The organism is Pseudoalteromonas sp. GW168-MNA-CIBAN-0100, assembly GCF_040309225.1.
GTDB lineage: Bacteria > Pseudomonadota > Gammaproteobacteria > Enterobacterales > Alteromonadaceae > Pseudoalteromonas > Pseudoalteromonas arctica.
The window spans coordinates 158,216-183,866 of the sequence record NZ_JBEOOL010000005.1 but is presented as its reverse complement, the minus strand read 5'-3'; the positions used below and the strand labels follow the sequence as shown (position 1 = coordinate 183,866).

Sequence of the window (25,651 nt, the reverse complement as noted above, 5' to 3'; positions counted from 1 at the left end):
GGAGTATTTCAGTATGGGGTAGAGCCAAATTTTTAAGGCTGTACTTAATGTTTTTCTTAAGTACCTACCTATGACATCCATGTAGGCAACAAAGAGTAAATAGCCCCTGGGCAGAACCCTTCGGGCAGCGCATGTTTGGCATTTGTGCTTCGTTATCGCCTATTTATGGGGAATAACCACACTACACAGGCTCTGCCTTGCCTAAATACCAAACATACTGCTGCAAATTTAACCTCGAAAGATAAACAGGCCCTAGCTAATAAGCGTTTCAAGTAAGCTCAAATTAATAGGTTTAAGTAAAACTCGGTCAATATTTAAATCTTTTATTTCTCTAGGGTTTGGCTCTGCGCCACTTACAATCACCAAGCGTAGCTCTGGATATCGCTCATTAATTTGCTGGCCTAAATCAATGCCACGCCCATCGGGTAAATGCATATCTAGCAATACCTTATTAAATTGCTGGTCGTGATTAAGTATTTGCAAACATTGTGCGCAGCTAGACGCAATGACCGTTTCAACACCTAAGCTTTCTAAAAGTAGCTGCGTAATTTGTGCTGCATCGTGATCGTCTTCAACAAGTAAAAAGCGCTGCTTTTTCTCGGTTAAGCCCTTACTACAATTTATATCTTTAGCTTGCGGTGCATGCTCTGGCGCTACCAAATAATCTTGCAAACATTGATATAAAGCCGCGCTATCAACAGGTTTTGGTATTACATCGTTAAAGCCAAGTGCAGCAAGCTCCTCATGTATGCCTTTCATAGTAGCGGCAGTGAGCGCGATTATTGGGCCTTTGTAACCCATTTTTCTAAGCTCTATGGTAGCTTCCTTGCCGCCCATTACAGGCATATGAATATCAATAAAAATAATGTCGTAAGGCGCTTTATACGCATCTGCAATACGCACTTTTTCAAGCGCTTGTTGGCCATGTTCGGCATAATCGACGCGCGCACCACAGGTACTGATCATATGACCGACTAGCATGCGTAAATCACGTAAATCATCAACTACTAATACTCGCCCATGCACTTTACATGGAGCCGATTTACTTTGTAGTTGCGGCGCACTGCTAAAATTAAGTACCTGTCGTTCTACTTCGCTAATATCACCTGGGTAAACCGAAATAGTAAACGTAGAGCCTTTACCAATTTCAGAATGCAAACTAATATCACCGTGCATACGTGCTAACAATTCAGCACATATTGCCAAGCCTAAGCCTGCGCCACCTACAGAGCGTGATTCTACATCGGCTATTTGTTCAAATGGCTTGAATATTAGTTCTTGTTTTTCAGGGGCAATGCCCATGCCTGAGTCTTTAATGCTAAAAAATAGCATTTCACGATCATCAACCCACTGCGTCCACGCATTAACAACAATTTCGCCTTTATCGGTAAATTTAACCGCATTGTTTATTAGATTTATTAAAATTTGGCGAACTCTTGTTGCATCCAGTCGTGCAACCAAAGGTAATGGCTGATGAGATTCAAAGCGCAGCGTAAGGCCCTTATCTAGCACCGATACGCGCATTAGCGTGTATACATCGGCAAGCATGCTATCAAGGTTAACTTCGCTTAGGGTAAGTTCCAGTTTATCGGCTGCTATTTTAGATAAGTCGAGCACATCGTTTAACAGGCTCAATAAATGTTTACCGTTTCGATAAATAACACCCAATTCATTTTCTGCTTGCTGACTAAAGTCGCTCTGCATTAATAGTTCGGTGTAACCTAAAATAGACGATAGAGGAGTACGTAATTCGTGGCTTAAATGAGCTAAAAAGCGGTCTTTTGAGCGATTTTCAGCTTCGGCCTTTAAACGCTCTACTCTCTCACCTTCAACATCTTTACGAGCAAGTGCATAGCGAATAGCGCGCGCAAAGCGGCTCGAACTCATTTCTGTTTTTATTAAATAATCTACTGCACCGGCATCAAGCGCCGCCGAGTCTAACTCGTCGTTTGACTGCCCGGTAAGCATAATAATTGGGCCGCTAAAGCCATTAGCAATGGCTTCTTTTAGTACATCTAAACCATTAGATGCACCCAAGCGGTAATCAAGCAGGCAAATGTCGTGCTCATTTTTGCTAAGCGTTGCAACTGCCTGCTCTGGGGAACTTATCCATTGAATGTTAAACGTGTGTGAATCCAATTGGTCCAGATAGTCGCAGGTGAGTATGTAATCATCTTCATCATCTTCTACAAGCAGCAACTGAGTCACTTTATCTAACATACAATCTCCATTAATCGTTAAATGTTGTCGGTAGCTCTACAAACTCTACCCAGTATTTTCCTAGCGTTTTCATCAAATCAACTAAACCATCAAACGTTACTGGTTTTGTAATATAAGATGCAGCACCTAAGTTATAGCCTTTAACCATGTCTTCTTCTTGCTTAGACGTAGTTAATATAACAACCGGGATTCCCTTTAAATTAAGGTTCCCTTTTATAGCTTCAAGCGCTTCACGGCCATCCATTCTTGGCATGTTTAAATCAAGTAATATTAATCCTGGTCGTGGCGACACTGTTTTGTCTTCAAACTTACCTTTACGTTCTAAATATTCAAGTAACTCAACGCCGTCTTCAACAAAATGAAGCTCGTTAAGTACACGGCTTTCGGCAAGGGCATCTTGTGTTAACAAACGATCATCTTCATCATCATCTGCCATTAAAATAGTAATAGGTTTTACTTTTGAATAGGGCATTTAAGCCTCTCCTTGCAATGTGAAAAGCGCAGCTTCCACAGGTAGTTTTATAATGAAGGTTGCACCTTCACCGTCTTTACTTTGGGCTGTAATTGTACCACCGTGGCGCTCCACAATACGCCTACATACAGAAAGGCCAATACCCGTGCCTTTATATTGTGAGCGACCATGTAAGCGCTGAAACGGTACAAATATTTTATCGGCATAGTCTTGTGAAAAACCAATACCGTTATCTTCTATGGTAATAACTTGAAAGCTCAAATTGGTATTATGATCCTCACTAAAAATATCTTCATCTTGATAACTAATTTTTATATGTGGACTTACATCTGGGCGTCTAAATTTAACTGCATTCGACAACAAGTTTAAAAACAGCTGCTGCATTTGGCTTTTATCAGCCTGAATAACCGGTAAGTCTTCTACATCAACTTGTGTATTAGACTCACCTATCGCAATTTCTAAATCACTTAATATATCGGTTACTACTTCGTTTAAATTTGTATCATCAAAGTCTTTGCCGCGTGTTGTAATACGCGAGAACTCTAATAGGTCATTAATTAAGTTAGACATGCGTTGCGCTGCATTTTTCATGCGGCCAATGTAATCAATCCCTTTTTCACCCAGCTCATCTTTAAACATGGTTTCGAGGCGGTCACTAAAGGCTTGAATTTTTCTAAGCGGTTCTTGTAAATCATGGCTCGCTACAAAAGCAAATTCTTCAAGCTCTCGGTTACTTCGGCTCAGTTCGTCAGAATACAATGTTAATTCTTGCGTACGCTCAGACACTTTAGTTGCTAAAGTCTCGTTTTGTTTTTCAAGCTCAAAACGATACTTAGCTGCATTTCTTAAATTAAGACGTGTCATTACAAACATACCAATAATAAGTAATAAGCTTGTGATTGCTGTAATAGCAAACGTGATTTTAGCTTCATTTTTAATTTGCGCTAACTTTGAAAAATGGCTCACTTTAAAGAGTAATTCGCGGTCTTGAATTTCATTAACATACTCTCTAATTTGCTTATAAAGCTCCCGACCTTTATGTGTATTTAACACATAGATTGCACGTCGCTCTTTGTCATCCAATGCTAGGTTTACAGTTTGCTTCAGCTCTTTAATTTTGCTATCAACTAGTACTAACAACTGAGCAATACGCTCAGCTTGGCCGTCAATCTCAGAGTGTAGTGACTTAACATGATCTGTTTGAGCTTCAATTTGTCCAATAGCATCATAATAAGGCGTTAAATAGTCAGTCTCTTCTGTTAATAAATAACCGCGCTGACCCGACTCAGCCTGCACTATTGATAAATGCAGTTGCTCAATTGCCGTTGTCAGCATATTAGTGTTGTCTAAACTCTTTTGGGTTTGCGTTATACCTTGAATCGTATTCAATGCTAAAACTGCGTTACCTACAATAATACTTAACACAACAACTATAAAAGCTGCCCAAGTAACATTCGCTTTACCTTGCTGTTTTTGCTTGCTCATTTAGCTTCCCGAATTAGAGTTTGTACAACACTTACTATTTATTGAGAGTCAGTTATTTTTTGTAAACTTTCACTACACTGTTGGCAATTGTTAATAATTTTATCAAGTGCATCTAGCGCTTTTTCTTTTGGCATATCGTTTTCAAGTACCAACTTAATAAGCTCTGCATTCATCGATATACGATTAAGCGGCGCTCTTGCATCGTGTACTAATTTATTTAGTTGCTCTGTTTGGTTATCGGATGTCATGCCCTTCCTCAAATCTATTTATATTCGCCAATACCGCCATATGCATTAAGGCGGTTATAAAGTGTTTTAGTACTAATACCTAGCATTTGTGCAGCAAGCGTTTTATTACCTTGCACCTTGTCAAGCGTTGCATGAATAAGTTCTTTTTCGACTTCTTCAATGGTTTGTCCTGCTGATACTGGCTTTTCGGCAGTTTGATTATTAACGCGCGAAAAAGGCGACTCTAAGTTATCTGGTAGAATAATATCGCTAGTTTGCGGATCGCTCATAATAAATGCACGGTGTATAGCGTGGCGAATTTCGCGCACATTACCCGGCCACTCATAACTTTGTAGCTCTTTAAGCTGCGCGGGTGTCCAACTAAATGCGGTACCGTTTTCATCATTAAGCTGATCTAAAAATGCTTTAGCTAATAAAGGAATATCTTCTTTTCTATCGCGAAGTGGCGGTATATCAATAGGAAAAACAGCCAACCTAAAGTAAATATCTTCACGAATAATATTATTTTGTGCTAAATCAGTAAGCGAACGGTTCGTAGCTGAAATAACACGACAATTGGTTGGTATTTCTCTGTTACCACCTACGCGTGTTACCTTTTTAGTTTCAAGCACTCGCAGTAAATTTGGCTGCATATCAATTGGCATCTCGGTTACTTCATCTAAAAATAAAGTACCGTTATTAGATTGCTCAAACACACCTTCTTTGCGTGCAATTGCGCCTGTAAATGCGCCTTTTTCGTGGCCAAATAATTCACTGCCAATTAACTCTTTTGAAAGCCCACCACAGTTGCTCGCAACTAATGGGCCTTCGCATTGGCTTGCGTTATGAATAGCTTGAGCCACTACTTCTTTACCTGCACCACTTTCCCCCATAAGCATCACGTTAGCATTTGTTTTAGCAACGCGTTCAATCATGTTGTAAAGCTTTTGCATTGGCTCAGATTCACCAATTAACCCACCAAAGTGGCGTACAATACCGCTCGATTTTGCTTTTTTAACTGCTTTTTTAGGGCCATTCAAAACGAGTTCTAAATCTTCACGCTGTAATGGCTTTAATAAATGCCCTACATTTGGCTCACACATTTCAGCTAAAATGCCTTTAACTGAAGGATGACCCGATATAAGTGTAATTTTTGGAGATTGCCCAATCGTTTTTAAATGATCAAGTAAATGCAGGCCGCTACCATCAGGTAACATAAAATCAAGTAGCACATGGTCAAAGGTATTATTTTCAAACCATTGATGTGCTTCTTTTAAACTGGTGGCGGTGCTTATATTGTGGCCGAGGAATTCGACTATGTGGCAAACAACGTCACTAAATTCAACGTCATCGTCTACTAAAAGTATGTCTAACATGATAAATCCCTATGCTTTTTTTCTTATTCTACGCATCCTAAATATTAATTTAAAGGCACGCCTAGAATCTAATTACTTAAATAGCTAATTAATCCAATGCTATTTATTTTACCAACCTAATATTTACGTATGCTTAAAAAAACGATCACAAATTACGAAAAATAATTAAAATCGTTTCTATTTATAGAATGGTAGCAACTGTTATCATTAAAAGCTTAAAAAAGGAGACGAAATGCAGCAATTAAAAACCTTAATTCATTCAGGTATTAATATTGACCACGGTAGTCAGTTTACGCGTTTAACAGCTCGCGCCATTGTTATTAAAAATAATAAAATACTTTTAATGTATACAAGCCGCTATGAAGATTACAGTTTACCTGGTGGTGGAGTAGATGAAGGCGAAAGTATTGAACAAGGCTTAATTCGCGAACTAAGCGAGGAAACCGGTGCACAACAAATAAGTGTAGTTAAAGCTTATGGACTCTATGAAGAGTATCGCCCTTGGTATAAAGAAGACTTTGATATTATTCATATCAAATCGTATTGCTTTGTATGTAATATTGCCGACGAGTTTGGCAAAGCACAGTTAGAGCATTATGAGCAGCAAAATGGCATGACTGCTAAATGGGTTGATATTAACAATGCAATTGCTCATAACGAGCGCACACTTGCTAACAGTGAAAAACAAGGACTCTCCATTTTACGAGAAACCTACCTACTAAAGCGCATTGCTAAAGAACTTCTATAAGTTGAATAAGCATGAGCAGTCAACCTTGTAAATTTTGCATCAATCAGAACTTTTTACTGCTTTGGATAATATATTCATAGTAGTAAAAAGTTATTAGCAGAATAAAAAACCAAAAATAGATACTACATTTCAATAGCTTGAGATTAATTAATACTGTTTTTTTGATATTGGCTTTCGTTTTGCACCCTTATAGATAATTAATTTGTAAGGAGATAGAAATGAGTAACACAGTTAAAACGATTAATCCGGCAACTGAGCAAACCATTGAAACCTACACGCTACTTTCTCAAAAAGAAGCAGAACAGGTAATCGAAAAATCTCACGAAACATATTTAAAATGGCGCTTAACGTCGTTCACTGAACGTGCGAGATATCTTAATAAGTTAGCCTCACTTTTCGAAGAGCAAAAAGAATCTATCGCAAAACTCATGACCGAAGAAATGGGTAAAGTATACGAGCAAGGCTTTCAAGAAGTTGAACTATGTGCAGGAATTTGTCGTTACACAGCCGAACAAGGCCCACAAGTACTTGCTGACGAAGAACGTGATATGGACGGCGGCCGTGCAATTATCAGCTATCAACCAACAGGTGTACTGTTAGGTATTCAACCGTGGAACTTCCCGCTTTATCAGGTAATTCGCTACAGTGCTGCCAACATAATGGCGGGTAACACAACCGTATTAAAACATGCTGGTAACGTATTTGGCATGGCTGAAAAAATTGAAGAGCTATTTAAACAAGCTGGTTTCCCAGAGTACTGTTTCAGCAACTTACTCATCGACGGTAAAACCGCCAGCTCACTCATTGCGCACAAAGCAATTAGCGGCGTAACCTTTACGGGTAGCGATGCCACAGGTAAAAAAGTAGCTGAAGAAGCGGGTAAACACGCTAAAAAGACAGTGTTAGAGCTTGGTAGTAATGACGCTTACTTAGTACTCGATGACGCAGATTTAGAGCTTGCAGTTAAAACCTGTGTAACAGGTCGCATGATCAATAACGGCGAAACGTGTGTTTCAGCTAAACGTTATGTTGTTGTTGAGTCACTTTACGATGACTTTAAAGCACAAATTAAAGAGCAGTTCGAAGCCATGAAAATGGGCGACCCAATGGCAGATGACACAGACTTAGGTCCAATGGCCCGTGAAGATTTACGCGACGGTATTCACGACCAAGTAATGGAATCAGTTAAAGCAGGTGCAAACATAGTAACGGGTGGCGAAATACCATCGCAAACGGGCTATTACTACCCACCTACTCTACTAGATAACCTATCACCTGGCATGCCGGCCTACGACGACGAATTATTTGGCCCTGTCGCTTCGCTTATTAAAGCCAAAGATAACGACGATGCTATGCGCATCGCCAACGATTCTCGCTACGGTTTAGGCGGTGGTATTTTCTCAAAAGACGAGAAAAAAGCCATTGAGCTTGCTAAAAAGTACTTCGACACCGGCATGATCAACATTAACGGCTACGGTTTAGCACAACCTAACCTACCGTTTGGTGGTGTTAAAGGCAGCGGCTACGGCCGAGAACACGGCGGTTTTGGTATGCGCGAATTTGTTAATGTTAAAAGCATTATGATCGCCAGCTAATTTAGCTGCATAAATGAAATAAGTGTTTTAAATACAGATTCTTAATATGTGTTTAAAACACAAAAATTACTAAGCCTAAAAGTGGGTAACCACTTTTAGGCTTTTTTTTATAACTTTTAGAAGATTGCTTTTAGAAAGTAGTTTTCAGGAGGCAGTACTTAGTTTTTAGTAAGAGACAGTACCGAGCTTTTAGTAGGAGATAGTACCGAATTTTGGATATATTCGTAGGTGCGATTTTACATCGCGCTTTTAAGAATTAAATATCCTTCAAAATAAAAAGTTACAAGCTAACCAATGCTACGTCATTAAATTTTAATAATTTAAACTCACTTCACAATTTAGCTTATTAAATAAAAACGTAAGCACGTTGCTTTTATCGTTATTTTAAATTGCGCTTACAAACCTGTTAAGCAATGTATTTAAAGGCATAAACATAGTCAGGACTATTACAGCAAACATCACAAATATGATCCTTAAACAGAGCTAGACCAAGTACGATTAAACCCAGAGCTAGCTATTAATATGTAGAAGCTAATACCTGAAACCTGATAGACAAAAATGAGCGATAACCGGACATTGAGGTTGAATAAATATAATAGTTAATTGATTGGTCAAACTGCTCTTTGCTCGTATATTCATGAAAATGAGCGGCGCGCGCATATTATTGCATTAAACTTTACTTTAAAGTTTTAGAAAACTTAGTGATAGTAATACCTTAGGTTATTTGTTAAAAGTAGATAAATGGGCATTAAGTCGGTAGAAATATGCGCTATGAGCGCACTATTAATTTGTTATAAGTTTGAGGGAATATGACAACAATCAGTGAAATTTTAGTTCGTACAGAACAAACGTTAGAAACGGCAAAGCATGGCTTTGACGACCTAGTTTCATCAAACAAGACTCGACGTTTTACTGGTTTAAGGAACCTTATCGTATTTGGTCGCTCGGTAACTTTTGTGCTTCAAAACTTAAGGTCCGCTGTTGATAAAGAAAGGTTCGATGAATGGTATGAACCTCATCAAGAATTAATGAAGCAAGATGTAGTGATGAAATACTTCGTTAAACTCAGAAACGACCTTGAAAAACAAGGACGCTTACCAGTCTCGACGTCAGCCCATATCCATCATTTTTCTTCCGATATGGCCTCGCAATATAAGCAGCCACCGGGTACTGTTGGATTTTTCATCGGTGATCAGCTTGGTGGTAGTGGTTTTGAGGTTGAGCTTCCAGATGGCAGCAAGGAAAAATATTACGTTGAAATACCAACCAGTGTTGTGGAGGTAACGCAACATTTTAAAGAATTACCAGTGCCAGATGACGATGAACTAAAATCAAAGACTATAGAGCAACTTTCTGAACATTTTCTCAAGTTTTTAGAGGCCCTGCTGGATAACGCCAGAAAAGAGTTTCTTGACCAAGACACTCAAACCGTAAATGGACGCCGGTTGCCACCATACATGAGAGTAGTGAAATAAAACTTATAACAAATTGTTTAAAAGGGATTCTCAAGGCGTGGCATTTTCACCATGCATTGGTTTTAGTGTTTAAGGTTGTATGCGGCGGCTTCGGTATTGCGTTGATATCTCCTTAACAGGATGTTAAGCAATATCCGCTCATGGCACTTATGAGACTGTCAGGTTTGATTAAATATTATTAGTCAAACACCTGACAGTTAAGATCTGAGCTAGTGCAAGTTAATACTTATTGACGAATAGCTAGAACTAGCAGCTATCACTTCTTCTCAAACCTCGGCACCTTTCGCTTGTCAGCCTTATTCATAGCAAGCTCTTGAATTTCTTCTTGCTTGTGCTGCGCTGATTTAGTTTCTAATGATTGCTGATTAGCGTTTTCGTAAGAAAGCTCAGTGAGTAGCGCAAAGTGATCTGAGCCATATTTAGCTAAGCGCTTAATACGTTTTACTTTAAACCCTTCGCTGTGAAATAAGTGATCGAGCGGCCAACGCATAAAAAAGTAGCCTGCATGAAAGGTATTATAAAAACCACGGCCTTTTCGAGGGTCTAAAAAGCCACTTATTTGCATAAACAAACGGGTGCTACGCGACCATGCTACGTCGTTTAAATCACCGGCAACTATGGTGGGCCGTGTAGGGTTTTTAAGTGCTTTAGCCACCATTATTAGCTCTGAGTCGCGCGGACGCGATGAGTCTTCTTCGGTCGGGCTTGGCGGTGCGGGGTGAATAAAGTGCCCTTGCATTTGTAGGCCTTCATCGTTTTCAAACAAAATATGAATTGAGGGAATATCTTCCTCTATAAGCTCACATATTTGTGCATCGAGTATTTTAAACTTGCTGTATAAGTGCATGCCATAACGATTGTCTTTAGGGCATTCTATGTAGTACGGGTAATTTTTTTTAATGACTGATAATTTATTTTCCCACCAGCTATCGCTCTCAAGCGTAATAAGTAGGTCGGGTTGATGCTCATCAACAAGGCTAATTAACTGCTCACCTTTATGGTTCGACATAAGTACATTTGCCGACATAATCCTTATACTATGATCTATATGCTTAGGTGCGCTTTGCACTTCTTTTTTAGCAAGCCACGTATACGGGTAAATCCATTTACCTTGTAAAATCATTATAAGTAATGAGGTTAAGGCTATAAATACGTAACCCATTGCGCTACTTTGCCATAATAAAAACAACGAAGTAACGGCTGCAAAACTGGCAATATAAAATACCTGTAAGCGCACAAAATCGCAGCTACGCACTAAGTAATGCTGGCTGTACGACATAGGTAATAAGGTAACCAGTAAAAAAAAGCCAATAATTATAGCCAGCGCAATGAGCATTTTAATATCCTTATAACGTTAATTTAGCGACTTAAAATTGAAAGTATTTCTCGGGTATCGTGCACCATATGAATAACTGTACGGTCTATTTCAATACTCACTGTACCATTATCTCTAGAGCGTTCAATTACTCTACCTCGTTTGTATAAATCACGATCTAAAAAGTCACCTCGGTGATAGCTTTTACTTAGCCCTGGTGGCGTCCAACCTGCGCGAATTAACTGCTTAGCCTCTTTTTTAGAAAGGTAGTCATTGTCATTATGCTTATGTGAATGATGCTTTTTATGGCCGTGTTTATGACCATGTTTATCTTTATGCGGTTTTGCGTCTGCGCTTATTGAACATAAAGCTAATGCTATTAGTGTTGTGTATGTTAGTGCTCTCATAAATAATCTCTAGCGTAATTAATAGCTAAAGGTTAACAAACACGGCTGAACATCATATGAAACAACTTACACTTATTTAACGCTGTTTATATTGTGTTTTACAATGGCTTCGCATAATAGCGGGATCGCGTAATTTTAAATGTTTTGTTTTACGACCTGCATGGCGCTTACGCCACACTTTAAAACTGCCTTTTGAAACATTGTCTCGCATAAAAACCACCAGCTGCGGATACTTTAATCCGTATAGCTGCTCTATAGCCTCGTAGGGGGTTCTATCTTCCCACGCCATTTCGATAATGCGTGACTGCTGCTCTGCGTTAAACATGGTATATCTCACAAAATTTAACTTATACGCTAGGTAAAAATACTTAGATCAATGCAATTAAGCTCAGTAACTGTATAATTGGCGTTCAAGTTATGTACTTTAAAAGATATCGAATTTATATTTATGCGCGCAATATTTCTGTTTTTAGCTTTAACTTTACCTTCGTTATTACTTGCAGCGCCAAGTAAAACCCTGCGGTGCGTAACAACCCACTACCCGCCTTTTACTATATTTGATGAGAAAAGCGATACGTTCACGGGTTTAGATATTGAATATTTAACGTTTATTGAGCGTAATTTAAATCTTAAAATTGACGTAATTCATCTGCCATGGGCGCGCGTTAAAAAAGAAATGGCGCTGGGTTACTACGACTGCTATTTCTCTTTGGCCAATACAGAGGAACGTGCAAAGTATTTAGATTTTACAAGTGTGCCCTTGCATACTACTAAGTATGGTTTATTTACTTTAAACAAAGATAAGCTACTCACAAACAATTTATCAAATGCCCCAATAGCGATGCTGCGCGGCGTTGCTTTGCCTGAGGTTATTGCTACAAAGTATAACCTTGATGAGAGTAATCTACTTCGCTCACTTTCAACTAAAGACACTTTTGAGCTACTAGAAAAAAAACGTGTTGAATACGCAATAACTAACTATCAAGCGGGTTTGTGGTACTCAAAAGAATATAAAAATATATACGCTAGGCAGTTCAATGAGTTTACGCTTCCTACTTACATTGCTTTTAAGCGTGGCGTAATTGATACAAAATTAGTTGATGAGCAAATAAAACGTTTTAAAGCACAAACTCAATAATTAACACTGCACACGTTAAGAGATAACCAATGTTTACAAAACTACCAAAGTGGGTTGAATATGGCGCGTTTACGCTCGCATTTATAGCGGGCGTAGTAAACGCTGTAGGCTTATTAGGATTTGAGCACCAGGCTATTTCGCATGTATCTGGCTCTGTTACTTTACTTGGTATTAAAGTAATAACTAACCCCAGCACTGCCTTATTGCTACTTTCAATAATTATTAGCTTTATGTTGGGTTCGGCACTGTCGGGATTTTTACTCTCTGGTGGCTCATTAAAACTTGGTCGTCATTACGACACTTTGCTTTTTATTGAAGGATTGCTACTACTTGCGAGTGCTTATTTACTCAAAAACACATTCGTTTACGGCATTGTTTTAACGTCTGCTGCGTGTGGGCTACAAAATGCGCTAGCCACTAATTACAGTGGTGCTGTTATACGTACGACACATTTAACCGGTATTTTTACTGACCTTGGTTTAATGCTAGGTAAAGCTCTTAAAGGTGAGCAATTTGATACTCGTAAAGGGGTTATGTTTTTACTCATTATTGCAGGCTTTTTACTAGGCGGTATAACCGGTTTTGTTTTATTTGAGCATTACTTAGTGCTGGCTTTGGTGTTTCCTGCTGTGGCTTGTTTTGTTTTATCAATTACGTATCGGGTTTATAGGCTACGTACGCTTTAACGCAACAAGTTTAAATGCACATAAAAACCGCATATTATAGAAGCAATGCAATATAGATTACTTTCAAGGAATGTATGAAACCTTATTTTTTGCCGCTGTTATTACCCTTTAGCCACACTGCGTTTGCCGATAATCAAAACAACGATGCAATAGAAACCATAACAACTACGGCATCACGTATTGAAGCGCTATCTACCCCACTCCCTTTATCAATAAGTACACTAACGCAAGCGCAGCTAAATAGCATAGCGCCTACCCATATTGAAGAAGCTCTGCAACGTGTAGCGGGTGCTAATATTCAACGCGGAAATGGCCAAGAGTATTTACCCGCGCTTCGCTCACAAGTGCTTTCGGGCGCAGGCGCTTGTGGTGGCATATTAACCTTAGAAGATGGCATACCACTGAGAGCCGCTGGGTTTTGTAATATAAACGAGCTATTTGAGGCGCACAGCGAAATGGCGCAGCGCATTGAAGTATTAAAAGGCCCTGGCTCTGCACTTTATGGCTCAAATGCTGTGCATGGTGTTATTAATGTAATAACGCCCGACACTACTCAAGGCGGTGGTTTAGTTGGTTTAGATTATGGCTCGTACGGTTATACTCGCTACAAATTACGTGCAGGACAAGATTACGGCAACAGCGGTATAGGCATTAACGCAAGTGTTACCGACGATAGCGGTTACCGCGACGACGAAAGCGTAGAACAACAAAAAGTTAATATTCGCCATCGCTATTCAAATAATAATTTATTACTTACCTCAGGCCTTACTTACACAAATCTTGATCAGCAAACGGCTGGATTTATTACAGGCTTTGAAAGCTATAAAAACGAAGACCTCTCGCAAAAAAACTTTGACCCAGACGCATTTAGAAAAGCACGTGCATTTAGAGCATGGAGCAATGCAACATGGCAATTAAATAACGATGATGTGCTCTCTACTACGTTATATTTTCGCGACCAAAGCATGGACTTTTTTAAGCACTTTTTACCCGGCACACCGCTTGAAAAAAACAGTCAAACTGGTTTTGGCATACAATCGCTTTATCAATATAATTTACAACGTAATATAAAAATAAACCTAGGGCTTGACGGCGAATACACGCAAGCCGACTTTACTCAAAGCCAAAACGAGCCCACTCAAGGTTCTGCTTTTTTAGTTGCTACAGTGCCACAAGGTAAGCATTACGATTACGATGTAAACGCCACGCTTTATGCCCCTTTTGCATCGCTTGATTGGCAATTAAATAAATGGTTACTTACCGCAGGTGTGCGCTACGAGCATATGCAGTACGACTACACCAATAATATGCTAGCAGGTAGAACAAAAGACGACGGCACAGAATGCGGCTTTGGTGGTTGCCGATATAGCCGCCCAGCGAGTGCTAAAAATAGTTTTAGTAATCTATCGCCAAAGCTTGGGGTTAGTTATCAGTACAATACAAATAACACGCTTTATGCAAACTTTTCTCGCGGTTACAGAGCGCCACAAGCGGCTGAGCTATACCAATTGCAACGCGAGCAAACCACTGCAAATTTAAGCGCCGAAATAGCCAATAACGCAGAACTAGGTATTAAAGGGATTTACGAAAAACTACGTTATGGCGTGTCGGTTTACGCTATGAGTAAACACAATACGATTTACCGCGATAGCGACTTTTTTACGGTAAATAATGGCAGCTCTCGCCATCGTGGTATTGAGCTTGAGCTTGACTACCAGCTGACTAAGTCGCTTGCGCTTAACTTTGCTGGCACTCACGCAAAGCATACTTACACTAACAACCAAATACTTAACGGTTTAAATATAAACGGCAACGACATAGATACCGCGCCGCGTAATATTGCTAATCTCGATTTAACATGGCAGGCATTAAACAACGCGCAATTTGCTTTGCAGTGGCACCGCGTTGGTAACTACTACACCGACCCAGAAAACTTAAATAAATACCAAGGGCATGATGTTTTAAGCCTACGCGCACAGTGGCAAGTTACTAATAACCTTGAAGTGCTTGCCCGCATTATTAATTTAACTAATGAGGCTTATGCAGAGCGCGCCGATTACACCAGCTTTACCGGCGACAGATACTTCCCTGGCAAACCACGTAACGCCATGCTTTCGGCAACTTACACGTGGTAATGCTTACTTAAAGGCTAAACTTATTTAAGAGCTAAGCTAATTTAACTGATTTAAGTCGCTCATGTATTTCATGGGCGACTTTTTCATTACCTTTTTAAACATAGTAATAAATGCACTCACCGACTCATACCCTAATAACTCCGACACCTGCTGCACACTTTGCTTATCAGAAAGCGCTTTTAAGGCTGTAATTATATGCAATTGCGTACGCCACTTTCCAAATGTCATACCTGTTTCTTTTTTAATTAACCGCGCTAATGTGCGCTCAGTTAATGCAAACTGCTTAGCCCATTGTGGTAGTGTTTTTCGATTGTTTGGCATGTTTATTAACTGATCGCTCATAGTTTGAATTACCTCATTTTTAGATAATACAAAATCGAGTGGTTGTACTGGCATTTCAATAAGTTGATCAAATAATACCTGCGCTAAACGTGCTGTTTTACTATTTAAAGTATAGTGCTGATTATGTGCAGCCAACTCGCACATTAGCTCTTTAACCAACGGCGTAATAGCTAACGTACAGGTATTTAGCGGCATACCGTTTTTACTACTATCAATAAATAAATGACAAAGCTGCGCGTTATCAGACGCCCTATTGCTATGCACCTTTTGTGCTGGGATCCAAATTGCACTGTGCGTGGGCACCATCCACATTTTGGCTGACACTTCACAGGTTACATAACCATGCAGGGCTAAAATTAACTGCCCCTTTGGATGAGTGTGTAGTGGTATTTCGTGACTTGCATGGGCATGCTCTATTTTGGCTATTATGGGCTGCGCCATAGTTTCAAAATTTTTAATGTCGTCCCAGCCAATTGCATCAAACATAGTTTTGTCTGTTTTTAGTTATTTAATGTCATTATCTCTAAATTATAGTTTTTGCTAAGCCTTTATACTAGCGCCCATTAAGTATTAGCTTTAATGGTCTTCCCTTTTGTTAAATAACACACCTAAATCACGCTTTGCTGGCATATTACTTGTGCTTGGCATATTACTTATTGCCGCAAATTTACGCGCCACATTTACAGGTATTGCACCTGTGCTTGAACAAATTATTAATCACTTTGGGCTTAGCGCATCGCAAGCTGGGTTTTTAACAACATTGCCACTCATTGCTTTTGCGGTTGTATCGCCAATGGCCGCAACTCTTGCTAAAAAGCAAGGTTTAGAGCGCACCTTGTTTGTGGCTTTGTTATTTATACTTGCAGGGGTTGCAGCGCGGGTAATAAATACCTCAGCCATGCTTTTTGTGGGCACCGCTATTATTGGTGTGGGTATTGCCATTGCAAACGTATTATTACCAAGTTTAATTAAGCGCGACTTTCCTGCAAAGGTTGCGTTAATGACCTCAGCCTACGTGCTTACTATGGGCGTGGTATCGGGTGGGTTTTCCACTTTGGTATTTCCGCTTAGTCAGTTAAACGGATTAGGATGGCAACTTGCGCTGGGCTCATCAGCTCTTATTACTCTGGCGAGTATTATTATATGGATCTCGCAATTAAGTAAGCACACAAAACCCGCGAGTATTACTCAACACGCTGACACGTCAAAAAGTGTATGGCGTTATTTACTAGCATGGCAAATTACCCTACTGCTGGGCTTAAACTCGTTTTTAAATTATATAATTATTACGTGGTTACCTAGTATATTAATCGAAACCGGCCAAAGTGCTACGCAAGCAGGTGCTTATCATGGGGCTTTTCAAATAGCGACTGCATTACCGGGTTTAATATTAATTCCGTTACTTGCCAAATTAAAAGATCAAAGCGCGCTTAGCTTTATTTTAGCCATGTTGAGTGCACTTAGTGCATTGGGGCTACTTTACATGCCTAACTTTGCTTTTGTTTGGACCCTAATGCTAGGTTTTTGCTCTGGAGCGTGTTTTATATTAGGGCTGTCGTTTATTAGTTTACGAACCGATGATTCGCAACAAGCAGCGTCGCTTTCAGGTATGTCGCAAAGCGTAGGTTATTTGCTCGCGGCTATTGGTCCTATGCTCGCTGGTGCATTACACACAACAACAGGCAGTTGGAGTGCGCCATTATGGCTGTGTGCTATTGCCGGAGTACTGTGTGCATTATGTGGTTTAGGCAGTGGTAAAAACACCACTTTAGCTAAATCAGCTAACTAGCTGCTGTAACCACGAAAATAAACCAGACGAAGTTTTGTTGCTCGTGTGTTTTTGCTCATAGCGTTTATTAGTTGCTTCACGCTGTTCACGGCGCTCTTGCGCTAAATTAGCCTTTGCAGCAAAACGTAAACGCTGTTCTTGAGTAAGCTCATCATTAAAACTAATGGCTGTTTTTTTAAATGCTCGGCTGCTTTTAGGTGAACTACACATAATATTTCCTCTGTTATGTAACTACTCAAATAGACAGCCTTTTTGTATATAAAATTTCAAAAGCAGTATTACTTTTTAGAAGTAATACTGCTGAGTATCAACTAAACAGCACCAATACATTCAACTTCTACCAAAGAATCAAGGGCTAACGCCTTAACTGCAAAGGCACTCCGTGCAGGATACGGCGCACTAAAATACTGAGTATAAATAGCATTAAATGCTTTAAAGTCGTTAATATTGGTAAGCATAACGGTGCACTTTACAATATTGCCCATACTGTAGTTATGTTGCTCTAAAGTGCGTTTAATATTTTCAAGTGTTTGTTTAGCCTCGCCTTCAAAACCGCCTGTAGCCAACTTACCTGTTGCAGGGTTAATCCCTATTTGCCCCGACATATAAAGCGTATTACCGGCTTTTACTATTTGCGAAAATGGCAAGTTAGGATTAGCTTTGCCTGCATTTAAAAAGTCTACATTACTCGAAGCTGCGAATGCACTGCCGGTAATTAATGTGCTTGCTAAAAAAGCGGTTTTTATCAGTGAGCTCATTACCTGGCTTACCTTATTTTTGTGGTGTGGTTTCAAATGAAGGCACTTGATGTAATTCGTTAAGCCAATTAAGCGTCGATTTAGACCAAATTTGTGCTGTTGGCGTAAACTGATCACGCTGATCAACCGCACCAATACGCAAGCCATATACACGGTCAGCTTTAGCTTCGTTAGTTGCATATAGTGTTGTACCACATGTGCCACAAAAACCTTGCGCACGCTTGTTACCACTTTGAGCTGTTTTAACAAACTCTTTTGGCTCACCTTGGGTAAATACTACCGAGTTTGGCTCTGCAATTATAACGGCTCTAAATGGGCCGCTCGACATACGTTGGCAATCGCTACAATGACAAACAAGTGCATTGTTATTTTGAGACTTTGCCTGGTATTTAATTTCACCACAGTAACAGCTTCCAGTAATTTCCATTATTTAAATCCTTAATGCTTATGAAGATTGAATCGAGATATAAGACCGGCAATATCGATTCATTATTTTTAAAATATAAAAAATTGCTCGCCGGTTCATTTGTATGTTCGGCTAGATGTTTAATTCTTTAGAGTGATTTTCAAAGTTGAACAAGTGCTACAAACATGATCCGATGTTTTAAATAAAACAGCAATACCACGTTAAGCTAATAGCGTAACGTGGTGCGTCTAAATTATTTTTATACCAATTCGCTTAATTAAGTTGTCTATTTTGAGGTAAGAAAACCGTGTCGATAACAAGGCAAAAATTTCGTTATTTAGTTGTTCTATATGAGAAATTTTTAACGAAGTTAACGTGCGGTTTAATCCCTCAAATTGATTATGTATTATTGCGAGTTGGTATTAATGTGCGTTCAAATAATCAATGGCTAATAGACTAAGCGCCTTAGTGCCTACTTTAAACGATGATTCGTCGGCATAAAAATAAGGTGAGTGATTGCTAGACACTGTATTTAAATCTTGCTCACTGGGTGTACCGCCTAAAAATACAAATACACTCGGCACTTCTAATGCGTAAAACGAAAAGTCTTCTGCGCCGGTTATTTTTCCCATTTCCACTACGTTTCCATTACCTGCTGCTTTTTTAAGGCTAGGTAACATTTGCGCAGTAAGCTCAGGGTTATTAATCGTTACCGGATAACCTTCGTGAATGTGTACCTCTGCAGTTGCACCTGACGATTTAGCAATGTGCGTGGCTGTGGTTTTTATTTTTTCAAATATTTGTGCACGATTATCCATATCAAAGTTACGAATTGTACCCACCATTTCTACTTCTTCAGGAATAATATTATTGCGTACGCCTCCCGCTATTTTTCCAAACGAGACAATAGCGGGCTCTTTGGTAATGTTAATTTGGCGACTAACAATATGATTAACGCCAGTTACTATTTGCGCGGCAGCAGCAATAGGGTCAACCCCAGTCCACGGTGCAGAGCCGTGTGCCTGCTTGCCATGTACAATTATTTCAAATCGGTCTGCACTGGCCATTGCAGGGCCACTTCTATAACCAATTTTACCGCTGTGCAAACTAGATGTTATATGTAACCCAAAAGCAGCTTCTGGTTTGTATTGTTTAAATATGCCTTCTTTAAGCATTAGCTCAGCGCCACCCTCTTCCCCCTCTGGTGCGCCTTCTTCTGCAGGCTGAAATACAAACATAATATTACCGTGTAGCTCATCTTTCATGTTTGCAAGCACTTGTGCAGCGCCCATAAGCATGGCCACGTGCGTGTCGTGCCCACAAGCATGCATTATGCCTACATCTACACCACGGTAATTAGTGGTTTTAGTTGATTTAAAATCAACATCGGCTTTTTCAGTAACTGGCAGCGCGTCCATATCTGCACGTAGCATTACTGTTGGACCAGGCTTTGCGCCTTTTAATAACCCCACAACGCCTGTATAAGCAATCCCCGTTTGTACCTCCATACCCAGCGACTTTAAGTGCTTAGCTACGATACCTGCTGTGCGGGTTTCGCGATTTCCAAGCTCAGGGTTTTGATGAAAATCACGTCGCCAATCAATAACCTGTTGCTCTATCTTTTTAACTTGCTGATCAATGTTTGCATTGGCATTGAGCGCACTAAGGGCAGCAAAGCCCAGCGCTATTGAAATTAGTGATTTTTTCATCCTGTTTGTCCTTATTATATTTATTGGTTTTATAATATTGATGAGCACGAGCCCTTATGTATTATTGAGAACATAATTAGTTCGCTCTATAACCACTATTACTGAAGGCTCTACAATAATCAATCCCATTTAAGCTAGATGCCCAACTATAGGGGGCCACTTCACTTTTCACTGGTTTTATCTATTTTTAGTTTGAAGATTTAGCGCTAATTAAGCCTACCATTTTTGTTTTTATTGATTTAAAAATGGCATTGAATAGTCAACCAACGCACGTAAAGTGAGTTTTAATAAGCGCGGTGGTGGATAGAAGAAGTTAACGAGTAATAGGTTTGGTACATAATTGCTATTCAAACTATAAAATAAGAATAGCAATGTAGAACCTCCCCTTATGTTGGGGGTAATTATTTAAATGCGTTAGCATTTTTTATGCTGTCAAAATCGTTAAAGCGCACGTTGTGTTGCGCCATTACTTTAAGTATTTTTTCACTTAGCATTTGACGTAAATAAAACGGCTGATTTGGCACAAAATGGTGGATAGTATGCGTTTTACCAAAGTTAAAACAAAACAAGTGAAACGGCATAAATAAACGGCTCGTTAGTACATGAGTTTGCTCAAGCATGTTATTAACGCCGCCATAGTAATGCATGCTTGAGGTAACAAAATTAAGCGAGCTTGAGCGAATAATATTAGGAACAATGAGCACAACCATTAAAAACTCGAACACATTCATTGTACTTAACAACCAGCTAGGCGAATTTAGTGAAAGTGGTATAAATAAATCAACGATATGAAATAAAATAACGCTATATAAAACAGCAAAATACGCAGTAGTTACCGGAAATCCCGCATTAAAAACACTCGAAAAACTAAAGCCATTAATTTCTTTTCTAAAACGTTTAGTAGAAATAACTAACCCTAATAACCCATCTACAATAACTAGCGCACGTAAAAATGGATTTTTAATACCGTTACCCACCAAGCGTTCTTCTAGGTCTTGTTGTGTGCCTGAGGTTTTGTGATGGTGTAAATGCATTTTACGTCGGTACCATGGGCTAATAGTATTTGGCCGCATTAACCATACTGTTAGCATCATAAAATCATGCATGAACGGCTGATTACTAAAGTATTGTTTATGTATGAGGTCGTGCTCTAACTCATGGGAAATAGACGCTGCAATAGCCGCAAGTACTATACATACCCAAGCAGGTATGATGGCTAAATAATATAAAACACCAACACCAATTAATGCGCTAAGCGATAGCAATAAAATAATTAACCCTAAGGTATTTTGATGTGCAAGTAATGGGTACTTTTGACGAAGTGATGCTTCCTCTGCCTTAATTGCTTTCACAATCGATTGAATGTTCTGTTTGGCACTTAATTGAGTCATATATAATGTCTTAAAAACCTTGTTGTACAAATAATACCTGAATTAAGCGCAACATCGGGATAAAGCAGGAATATTTATTGTAGTACGATTAACTATTACCAATAGTTCAATTGCTTATTTATTCAATCGCATAACAAGTTTAATAGCACTCATAACCCAAAATATTCGCTTTATATATCAGCCCAAAAAGACTTAAAAAATTTACCTGTGGAGTATCCTTGCTATAAACGATTAATTATCAACCAGTTGTTTATGTAAATAAAAGAAAAGGCTTGCCGCCCCCTCTTTTGTTTGTATAATGCGGATACAGAATAAGAGGTATATAAGTATCCTTTTTATTTTAAGTGGTTTTTCTTTATCTTTTTATGCTTAAAAGATTAAAGAAAAATTATGCCAGCGTGATGAAATTGGTAGACATGGGGGATTCAAAATCCCCTTCCGAAAGGAGTGCCGGTTCGAGTCCGGCCGCTGGTACCACTTTTTGAACCTCAGCTAATTATTGGCTGAGGTTTTTTTATGCCTAAAATTTAACTAGTAATTTATACCAATTCGCTTAATTAAGTGAGCTATTTTGAGGTAAGAAAACGGTTTCGATAACAAGATAAAACCTAGTTAAGCTGAAGCAAAAGCTACAAGCCTTCCATTAAAGCCGTCAACGTAATTAGGAAGGTACATAAATCTAATAAGCATGCTAGTTATGCGTCTTGCTCTTGATTTGTTATATCCCCTATTCGAATATTTAACTCTTCGTCACTAACATCTTCTTTGTGTGTACCAATGATCCATATATGACCAAATGGGTCTTGTATCGTGCCGGTCCTATCACCATAAAACTGATCATGTACGGGTCTTATTAGTGTTGCACCAAGCTCAATTGCTTTTTTAAATACGGTATCAACATCTTCAACATAAAGCATAAGGCTTAGCGCTGTACCACCTAGTTCTTTTGGGCTTTTTAAATGTTCTTCAGAACCAATATCTGAAAGCATAATATGCGAATCACCAATTATTATTTCTGCATGGGCTATTCCACCATCAGGTAAAGGCATCTGCATTACATGTTCAGCACTAAATGCATCACAATAAAAATCTATCGCTTTTTGTGCGTCATTCATAATTAAATATGGTGTAACTGAATGAAACCCTTTTGGTATTGCTGGGACTGCCATAATATTCTCCTTTACTTACGCGGTGATTTTTAATATTTAATTAACTAAATATGCGTTTAATTGCCCCTAAATTTAAGCTTAGCTCATACAAAAAATTGCGTTACTTTTCGAGGCTTAAACGCTTATGCCAAGCAGCGATACTTTCATCAGGATATTCTTCAAATTGCTTGTCACCTTCATTAATGGGTGCATTTACCCAATTTGCTTTACTACCAAGCATTAAATGAGTGCGCTCTGGCGGTATGGGTAACTCACTATCTATTGCACCTGCAAAGGGGTGAACTTGCTCAGGCCAACGTGCATCGTATAACCACAAGTTAGCACTACAATGCTTACAAAAATGACGCTCTGCAGGGCTGATTTTATCGCCTATTTTTGCATGATAAATAGTTATGTGTTCACGCCCAGTAACCTCAAGCGTGCTGTATTGTGCGTTCAAATTAATAACAAACCCGCCGCCCCCTGCGGTTTTACGACATACAGAGCAATAGCATAAATTATAAGGATAAGGGTGTTTTGAGTTGACCGTAAATACCACTTTGCCACAGTGACAAGCGCCATTAAGCTTCATAATATATCCAATTTTATTGTTGGCTTGAACTAATACCTTAACTAGGTGAGCTTAAAAAAACCACAACAATTACATGCTGTGGTTTTTTAATTATTGAGCTTACTAACGTTTCCAATATCTTAAATTACGCAATGTATTTATAAATTTATCGGCTGAATGTGCCTCTAAATCTACCCAACCATCATCTGCTTTGTCATCGAGCCCTGCTGCTTTAAATAATGGCTTAGCCTCACTTGTAAAACCTATGTATTTCATATGTGCATACGCATCACTTACAAAGTCTTTAGCTTCTGCAATAGCTGCTAGTTTTTCAGCTCCCTCTTCAGTGGTGAGTACAAGTACCGCATCGTATAAAACCGATGGACCACCATTAATAACTTGATCAGCTTTAAAGTGCTTACCTTTACTGCATTTAGCACCGCCGACTTGTGGGGCAATAATTTCAAAGTTTGCACCTTCACTTTTAAGTGTATTGGTAACCGATTCAAAAATTTCTGCATTAAAGCCATCACTCACTAAAATACCTAATTTGCGGCCTTTAAATGTATTCGGGGGATTTTTTAAAATACTTAATGCATCAGATACAGGTAAGTCTTTACGTGTTGGCATAGCAGCTTCAGCTGGATCTGGCATTTCTTGCAAGCCAAGTCCTTCGGCAACTTTATTTGCGAGGGTTTCGTCAATATTTAATAAATGCGATACCAAACGCTCTCGTATTGGTACATGCTCGACTTTAGAAAGCTCAAACACGTACGCAGATTGTATATGCGCTTGCTCTACCTCTGTTTGGCTTAAGTAAAACTGACGAGCTTGACTGTAATGATCGCTGAATGTGTCTGAACGATAACGTAGCTTATCCCCACTCATTTGCTCTGATGAACTTTTAAACCCGTGCACAGGGCATTCACGAGGATTATTTTCGCCTGCGCTCCATGAGTTAGGTTCGTAGTTAACACGTCCTTTAGGATTTTGCATCGCCATGTGCCCATCTTGCTGAAAATGCCTCATTGGGCACTTAGGCGCATTTACCGGAATTTGCGTAAAGTTAGGTCCACCAAGGCGTTTTGTTTGAGTATCAAGGTATGAAAAATTACGCCCTTGTAGTAATGGATCTGGGGTGAAATCGAGTCCTGGTACAATGTTTTGTGTACAAAATGCAACTTGCTCTGTTTCTGCAAAAAAGTTGTCGACAACACGGTCAAGCACCATGCGGCCAACAATTTGTACTGGTACTTGTTCCTCTGGTATAAGTTTAGTGGCATCGAATACATCAAATTCAAACTCATCAGCAAATTGCTGATCAAATACTTGTACCCCTAACTCCCACTCAGGGAAGTCGCCGTTGCCAATAGATTCCCACATGTCTCTGCGATGAAAATCAGGGTCCGCGCCGTTTAGCTTAAGTGCTTCGTTCCATACTACTGATTGCATGCCGCCTTTTGGTTTCCAATGAAATTTAACAAATTTCTCATCACCTTTGGCATTAATAAATTTAAATGTATGAACGCCAAAGCCTTCCATAAAGCGTAAAGAGCGCGGAATAGCTCTATCAGACATTGCCCACATAACCATGTGCATTGACTCAGGCGACAAGCTCACAAAGTCCCAAAAGTTATCATGTGCTGTTTGCGCTTGGGGGAAACCACGGTCTGGCTCGGCTTTAGCTGAATGAACTAAGTCAGGAAACTTCATCGCATCTTGAATAAAGAATACCGGTATATTGTTTCCCACTAAATCCCAGTTTCCTTCTTGGGTATAAAATTTTACCGCAAAACCACGTACATCACGTGCTAAATCTGGAGACCCTTTATTACCTGCAACCGTAGAGAAACGAGTAAATACTGGGGTTTTTTCACCTTTTCGCTGAAAAATATCTGCACAGGTTAAATCTTCAAGCGTGTCGTAAGTTTCAAAGTACCCATGTGCCCCGTAACCTCGTGCATGCACTACTCGCTCAGGAATACGCTCGTGGTCAAAATGGAAAAGCTTTTCGCGCAGCACCTGATCTTCCATCAAACCTGGACCGCGTTCGCCTACTTTTAACGAATTCTGATCGTCGCTCACAGGGCAACCTTGCGCTGTGGTCATTGTTGGGTAGCCGTCTGATGCACTTTGGCGCAGCTCGCCGCCATTTCCTTTTTTACCTGCGTATTTAAATGATTCAGCCATGTCTAATCCTTCATTACAATTTAAGTGATTGGGGTAGTTTTTAAAGTTTGCTTAACAGCAAAAGCAAC

At 39.4% G+C, this 25,651-nt stretch carries 24 protein-coding genes and 1 tRNA gene; 8 read left to right on the top strand and 17 right to left on the bottom strand.

What is annotated here, in order from left to right:
* Positions 1-252: 252 nt before the first annotated feature.
* The 5 genes from AAEY62_RS04715 to AAEY62_RS04695 are packed head-to-tail and all read right to left on the bottom strand — an operon-like array spanning position 253 to position 5,780.
* Positions 253-2,220, bottom strand: a complete 1,968-nt coding sequence (locus AAEY62_RS04715) for a hybrid sensor histidine kinase/response regulator (protein ID WP_024590274.1) — start codon at positions 2,218-2,220, stop codon at positions 253-255.
* 10 nt (positions 2,221-2,230) lie between these two features.
* The gene (locus tag AAEY62_RS04710) at positions 2,231-2,692 is read right to left on the bottom strand and encodes a response regulator (RefSeq protein WP_024590273.1); all 462 of its coding nucleotides are present in this window, start codon (positions 2,690-2,692) and stop codon (positions 2,231-2,233) included.
* On the bottom strand, positions 2,693-4,177 hold the full coding sequence (locus AAEY62_RS04705; RefSeq protein WP_024590272.1) for a sensor histidine kinase: 1,485 nt from the start codon (positions 4,175-4,177) through the stop codon (positions 2,693-2,695). It abuts the gene before it with no gap.
* Positions 4,178-4,215: 38 nt separating this feature from the next.
* The gene (locus tag AAEY62_RS04700; protein WP_007581523.1) at positions 4,216-4,425 is read right to left on the bottom strand and encodes a histidine kinase dimerization/phospho-acceptor domain-containing protein; all 210 of its coding nucleotides are present in this window, start codon (positions 4,423-4,425) and stop codon (positions 4,216-4,218) included.
* A gap of 14 nt (positions 4,426-4,439) precedes the next feature.
* Entirely contained in the window at positions 4,440-5,780 is a 1,341-nt protein-coding gene (locus tag AAEY62_RS04695; RefSeq protein WP_024590271.1) for a sigma-54-dependent transcriptional regulator, read from the bottom strand.
* Positions 5,781-6,012: 232 nt separating this feature from the next.
* Here AAEY62_RS04695 and AAEY62_RS04690 point away from each other — a divergent pair, with 232 nt between their 5' ends.
* The 3 genes from AAEY62_RS04690 to AAEY62_RS04680 all read left to right on the top strand — a co-directional run bounded on the left by AAEY62_RS04690 (position 6,013) and on the right by AAEY62_RS04680 (position 9,598).
* A complete protein-coding gene (locus tag AAEY62_RS04690) occupies positions 6,013-6,528 on the top strand; it encodes an NUDIX hydrolase (RefSeq protein WP_024590270.1) in 516 nt (171 codons plus the stop codon).
* 218 nt (positions 6,529-6,746) lie between these two features.
* A complete protein-coding gene (locus AAEY62_RS04685) occupies positions 6,747-8,123 on the top strand; it encodes an NAD-dependent succinate-semialdehyde dehydrogenase (protein ID WP_024590269.1) in 1,377 nt (458 codons plus the stop codon).
* An 809-nt stretch (positions 8,124-8,932) separates the two neighbouring features.
* Positions 8,933-9,598 carry an Ea47 family protein gene (locus AAEY62_RS04680; protein ID WP_024590268.1) on the top strand — a complete coding sequence of 222 codons (666 nt, stop codon included), beginning with the start codon at positions 8,933-8,935 and terminating at the stop codon, positions 9,596-9,598.
* 256 nt (positions 9,599-9,854) lie between these two features.
* Here the strand turns inward: AAEY62_RS04680 and AAEY62_RS04675 are convergent, their stop codons facing one another.
* From AAEY62_RS04675 to AAEY62_RS04665, 3 genes are all read right to left on the bottom strand, one after another.
* Complete coding sequence (locus AAEY62_RS04675) at positions 9,855-10,934, bottom strand: endonuclease/exonuclease/phosphatase family protein (protein WP_350634666.1); 1,080 nt, start codon at positions 10,932-10,934, stop codon at positions 9,855-9,857.
* 23 nt (positions 10,935-10,957) lie between these two features.
* Positions 10,958-11,320 (bottom strand): hypothetical protein, encoded by a 363-nt coding sequence (locus AAEY62_RS04670; RefSeq protein WP_024590266.1) that lies wholly within the window; start codon positions 11,318-11,320, stop codon positions 10,958-10,960.
* 76 nt (positions 11,321-11,396) lie between these two features.
* On the bottom strand, positions 11,397-11,645 hold the full coding sequence (locus AAEY62_RS04665) for a TIGR03643 family protein (RefSeq protein WP_007581511.1): 249 nt from the start codon (positions 11,643-11,645) through the stop codon (positions 11,397-11,399).
* Positions 11,646-11,768: 123 nt separating this feature from the next.
* Here AAEY62_RS04665 and AAEY62_RS04660 point away from each other — a divergent pair, with 123 nt between their 5' ends.
* The 3 genes from AAEY62_RS04660 to AAEY62_RS04650 all read left to right on the top strand — a co-directional run bounded on the left by AAEY62_RS04660 (position 11,769) and on the right by AAEY62_RS04650 (position 15,279).
* Complete coding sequence (locus tag AAEY62_RS04660) at positions 11,769-12,458, top strand: substrate-binding periplasmic protein (protein WP_024590265.1); 690 nt, start codon at positions 11,769-11,771, stop codon at positions 12,456-12,458.
* 29 nt (positions 12,459-12,487) lie between these two features.
* Positions 12,488-13,144 carry a YoaK family protein gene (locus tag AAEY62_RS04655; protein WP_024590264.1) on the top strand — a complete coding sequence of 219 codons (657 nt, stop codon included), beginning with the start codon at positions 12,488-12,490 and terminating at the stop codon, positions 13,142-13,144.
* Between the two features lie 74 nt (positions 13,145-13,218).
* Positions 13,219-15,279 (top strand): TonB-dependent receptor, encoded by a 2,061-nt coding sequence (locus AAEY62_RS04650; RefSeq protein ID WP_222713848.1) that lies wholly within the window; start codon positions 13,219-13,221, stop codon positions 15,277-15,279.
* 36 nt (positions 15,280-15,315) lie between these two features.
* On the opposite strand, the gene AAEY62_RS04645 is transcribed toward AAEY62_RS04650, so the two are convergent.
* Positions 15,316-16,107 (bottom strand): AraC family transcriptional regulator, encoded by a 792-nt coding sequence (locus AAEY62_RS04645; protein WP_024590263.1) that lies wholly within the window; start codon positions 16,105-16,107, stop codon positions 15,316-15,318.
* Between the two features lie 106 nt (positions 16,108-16,213).
* Between AAEY62_RS04645 and AAEY62_RS04640 the strand changes: the two genes are divergently transcribed.
* Complete coding sequence (locus AAEY62_RS04640) at positions 16,214-17,410, top strand: MFS transporter (protein ID WP_024590262.1); 1,197 nt, start codon at positions 16,214-16,216, stop codon at positions 17,408-17,410.
* On the opposite strand, the gene AAEY62_RS04635 is transcribed toward AAEY62_RS04640, so the two are convergent.
* From AAEY62_RS04635 to AAEY62_RS04615, 5 genes are all read right to left on the bottom strand, one after another.
* Entirely contained in the window at positions 17,399-17,620 is a 222-nt protein-coding gene (locus tag AAEY62_RS04635) for a hypothetical protein (protein WP_024590261.1), read from the bottom strand. The two genes, AAEY62_RS04640 and AAEY62_RS04635, sit on opposite strands and share 12 nt — an antisense overlap.
* Before the next feature lie 101 nt (positions 17,621-17,721).
* Positions 17,722-18,168, bottom strand: a complete 447-nt coding sequence (locus AAEY62_RS04630) for a Rid family detoxifying hydrolase (protein ID WP_024590260.1) — start codon at positions 18,166-18,168, stop codon at positions 17,722-17,724.
* A gap of 13 nt (positions 18,169-18,181) precedes the next feature.
* Entirely contained in the window at positions 18,182-18,595 is a 414-nt protein-coding gene (locus AAEY62_RS04625) for a GFA family protein (protein ID WP_010553118.1), read from the bottom strand.
* A 401-nt stretch (positions 18,596-18,996) separates the two neighbouring features.
* Complete coding sequence (locus tag AAEY62_RS04620; RefSeq protein WP_024590258.1) at positions 18,997-20,283, bottom strand: amidohydrolase; 1,287 nt, start codon at positions 20,281-20,283, stop codon at positions 18,997-18,999.
* A 401-nt stretch (positions 20,284-20,684) separates the two neighbouring features.
* Positions 20,685-21,674, bottom strand: coding sequence for a fatty acid desaturase (locus AAEY62_RS04615; RefSeq protein WP_024590257.1), 990 nt, complete (start codon positions 21,672-21,674; stop codon positions 20,685-20,687).
* A gap of 392 nt (positions 21,675-22,066) precedes the next feature.
* On the opposite strand from AAEY62_RS04615, the gene AAEY62_RS04610 reads away from it, so the two are divergent.
* A tRNA-Leu gene (locus AAEY62_RS04610) sits at positions 22,067-22,151 on the top strand.
* Positions 22,152-22,369: 218 nt separating this feature from the next.
* Here AAEY62_RS04610 and AAEY62_RS04605 read toward each other — a convergent pair.
* The 3 genes from AAEY62_RS04605 to AAEY62_RS04595 all read right to left on the bottom strand — a co-directional run bounded on the left by AAEY62_RS04605 (position 22,370) and on the right by AAEY62_RS04595 (position 25,583).
* Complete coding sequence (locus AAEY62_RS04605) at positions 22,370-22,843, bottom strand: VOC family protein (RefSeq protein ID WP_024590256.1); 474 nt, start codon at positions 22,841-22,843, stop codon at positions 22,370-22,372.
* 100 nt (positions 22,844-22,943) lie between these two features.
* Complete coding sequence (locus AAEY62_RS04600; protein WP_024590255.1) at positions 22,944-23,414, bottom strand: GFA family protein; 471 nt, start codon at positions 23,412-23,414, stop codon at positions 22,944-22,946.
* Between the two features lie 102 nt (positions 23,415-23,516).
* The gene (locus AAEY62_RS04595; protein ID WP_024590254.1) at positions 23,517-25,583 is read right to left on the bottom strand and encodes a catalase; all 2,067 of its coding nucleotides are present in this window, start codon (positions 25,581-25,583) and stop codon (positions 23,517-23,519) included.
* Between the last annotated feature and the right edge of the window lie 68 nt (positions 25,584-25,651).

Coding starts and splice junctions, on each gene's coding strand:
- AAEY62_RS04600 (WP_024590255.1), bottom strand. CDS start 23,414: ATGAAGCTTAATGGCGCTTGTCACTGTGGCAAAGTGGTATTTACGGTC.
- AAEY62_RS04665 (WP_007581511.1), bottom strand. CDS start 11,645: ATGTTTAACGCAGAGCAGCAGTCACGCATTATCGAAATGGCGTGGGAA.
- AAEY62_RS04650 (WP_222713848.1), top strand. CDS start 13,219: ATGAAACCTTATTTTTTGCCGCTGTTATTACCCTTTAGCCACACTGCG.
- AAEY62_RS04635 (WP_024590261.1), bottom strand. CDS start 17,620: ATGTGTAGTTCACCTAAAAGCAGCCGAGCATTTAAAAAAACAGCCATT.
- AAEY62_RS04700 (WP_007581523.1), bottom strand. CDS start 4,425: ATGACATCCGATAACCAAACAGAGCAACTAAATAAATTAGTACACGAT.
- AAEY62_RS04675 (WP_350634666.1), bottom strand. CDS start 10,934: ATGCTCATTGCGCTGGCTATAATTATTGGCTTTTTTTTACTGGTTACC.
- AAEY62_RS04680 (WP_024590268.1), top strand. CDS start 8,933: ATGACAACAATCAGTGAAATTTTAGTTCGTACAGAACAAACGTTAGAA.
- AAEY62_RS04715 (WP_024590274.1), bottom strand. CDS start 2,220: ATGTTAGATAAAGTGACTCAGTTGCTGCTTGTAGAAGATGATGAAGAT.
- AAEY62_RS04630 (WP_024590260.1), bottom strand. CDS start 18,168: ATGAGCTCACTGATAAAAACCGCTTTTTTAGCAAGCACATTAATTACC.
- AAEY62_RS04605 (WP_024590256.1), bottom strand. CDS start 22,843: ATGGCAGTCCCAGCAATACCAAAAGGGTTTCATTCAGTTACACCATAT.
- AAEY62_RS04670 (WP_024590266.1), bottom strand. CDS start 11,320: ATGAGAGCACTAACATACACAACACTAATAGCATTAGCTTTATGTTCA.
- AAEY62_RS04710 (WP_024590273.1), bottom strand. CDS start 2,692: ATGCCCTATTCAAAAGTAAAACCTATTACTATTTTAATGGCAGATGAT.
- AAEY62_RS04660 (WP_024590265.1), top strand. CDS start 11,769: ATGCGCGCAATATTTCTGTTTTTAGCTTTAACTTTACCTTCGTTATTA.
- AAEY62_RS04620 (WP_024590258.1), bottom strand. CDS start 20,283: ATGAAAAAATCACTAATTTCAATAGCGCTGGGCTTTGCTGCCCTTAGT.
- AAEY62_RS04625 (WP_010553118.1), bottom strand. CDS start 18,595: ATGGAAATTACTGGAAGCTGTTACTGTGGTGAAATTAAATACCAGGCA.
- AAEY62_RS04655 (WP_024590264.1), top strand. CDS start 12,488: ATGTTTACAAAACTACCAAAGTGGGTTGAATATGGCGCGTTTACGCTC.
- AAEY62_RS04695 (WP_024590271.1), bottom strand. CDS start 5,780: ATGTTAGACATACTTTTAGTAGACGATGACGTTGAATTTAGTGACGTT.
- AAEY62_RS04690 (WP_024590270.1), top strand. CDS start 6,013: ATGCAGCAATTAAAAACCTTAATTCATTCAGGTATTAATATTGACCAC.
- AAEY62_RS04615 (WP_024590257.1), bottom strand. CDS start 21,674: ATGACTCAATTAAGTGCCAAACAGAACATTCAATCGATTGTGAAAGCA.
- AAEY62_RS04705 (WP_024590272.1), bottom strand. CDS start 4,177: ATGAGCAAGCAAAAACAGCAAGGTAAAGCGAATGTTACTTGGGCAGCT.
- AAEY62_RS04595 (WP_024590254.1), bottom strand. CDS start 25,583: ATGGCTGAATCATTTAAATACGCAGGTAAAAAAGGAAATGGCGGCGAG.
- AAEY62_RS04645 (WP_024590263.1), bottom strand. CDS start 16,107: ATGTTTGATGCAATTGGCTGGGACGACATTAAAAATTTTGAAACTATG.
- AAEY62_RS04685 (WP_024590269.1), top strand. CDS start 6,747: ATGAGTAACACAGTTAAAACGATTAATCCGGCAACTGAGCAAACCATT.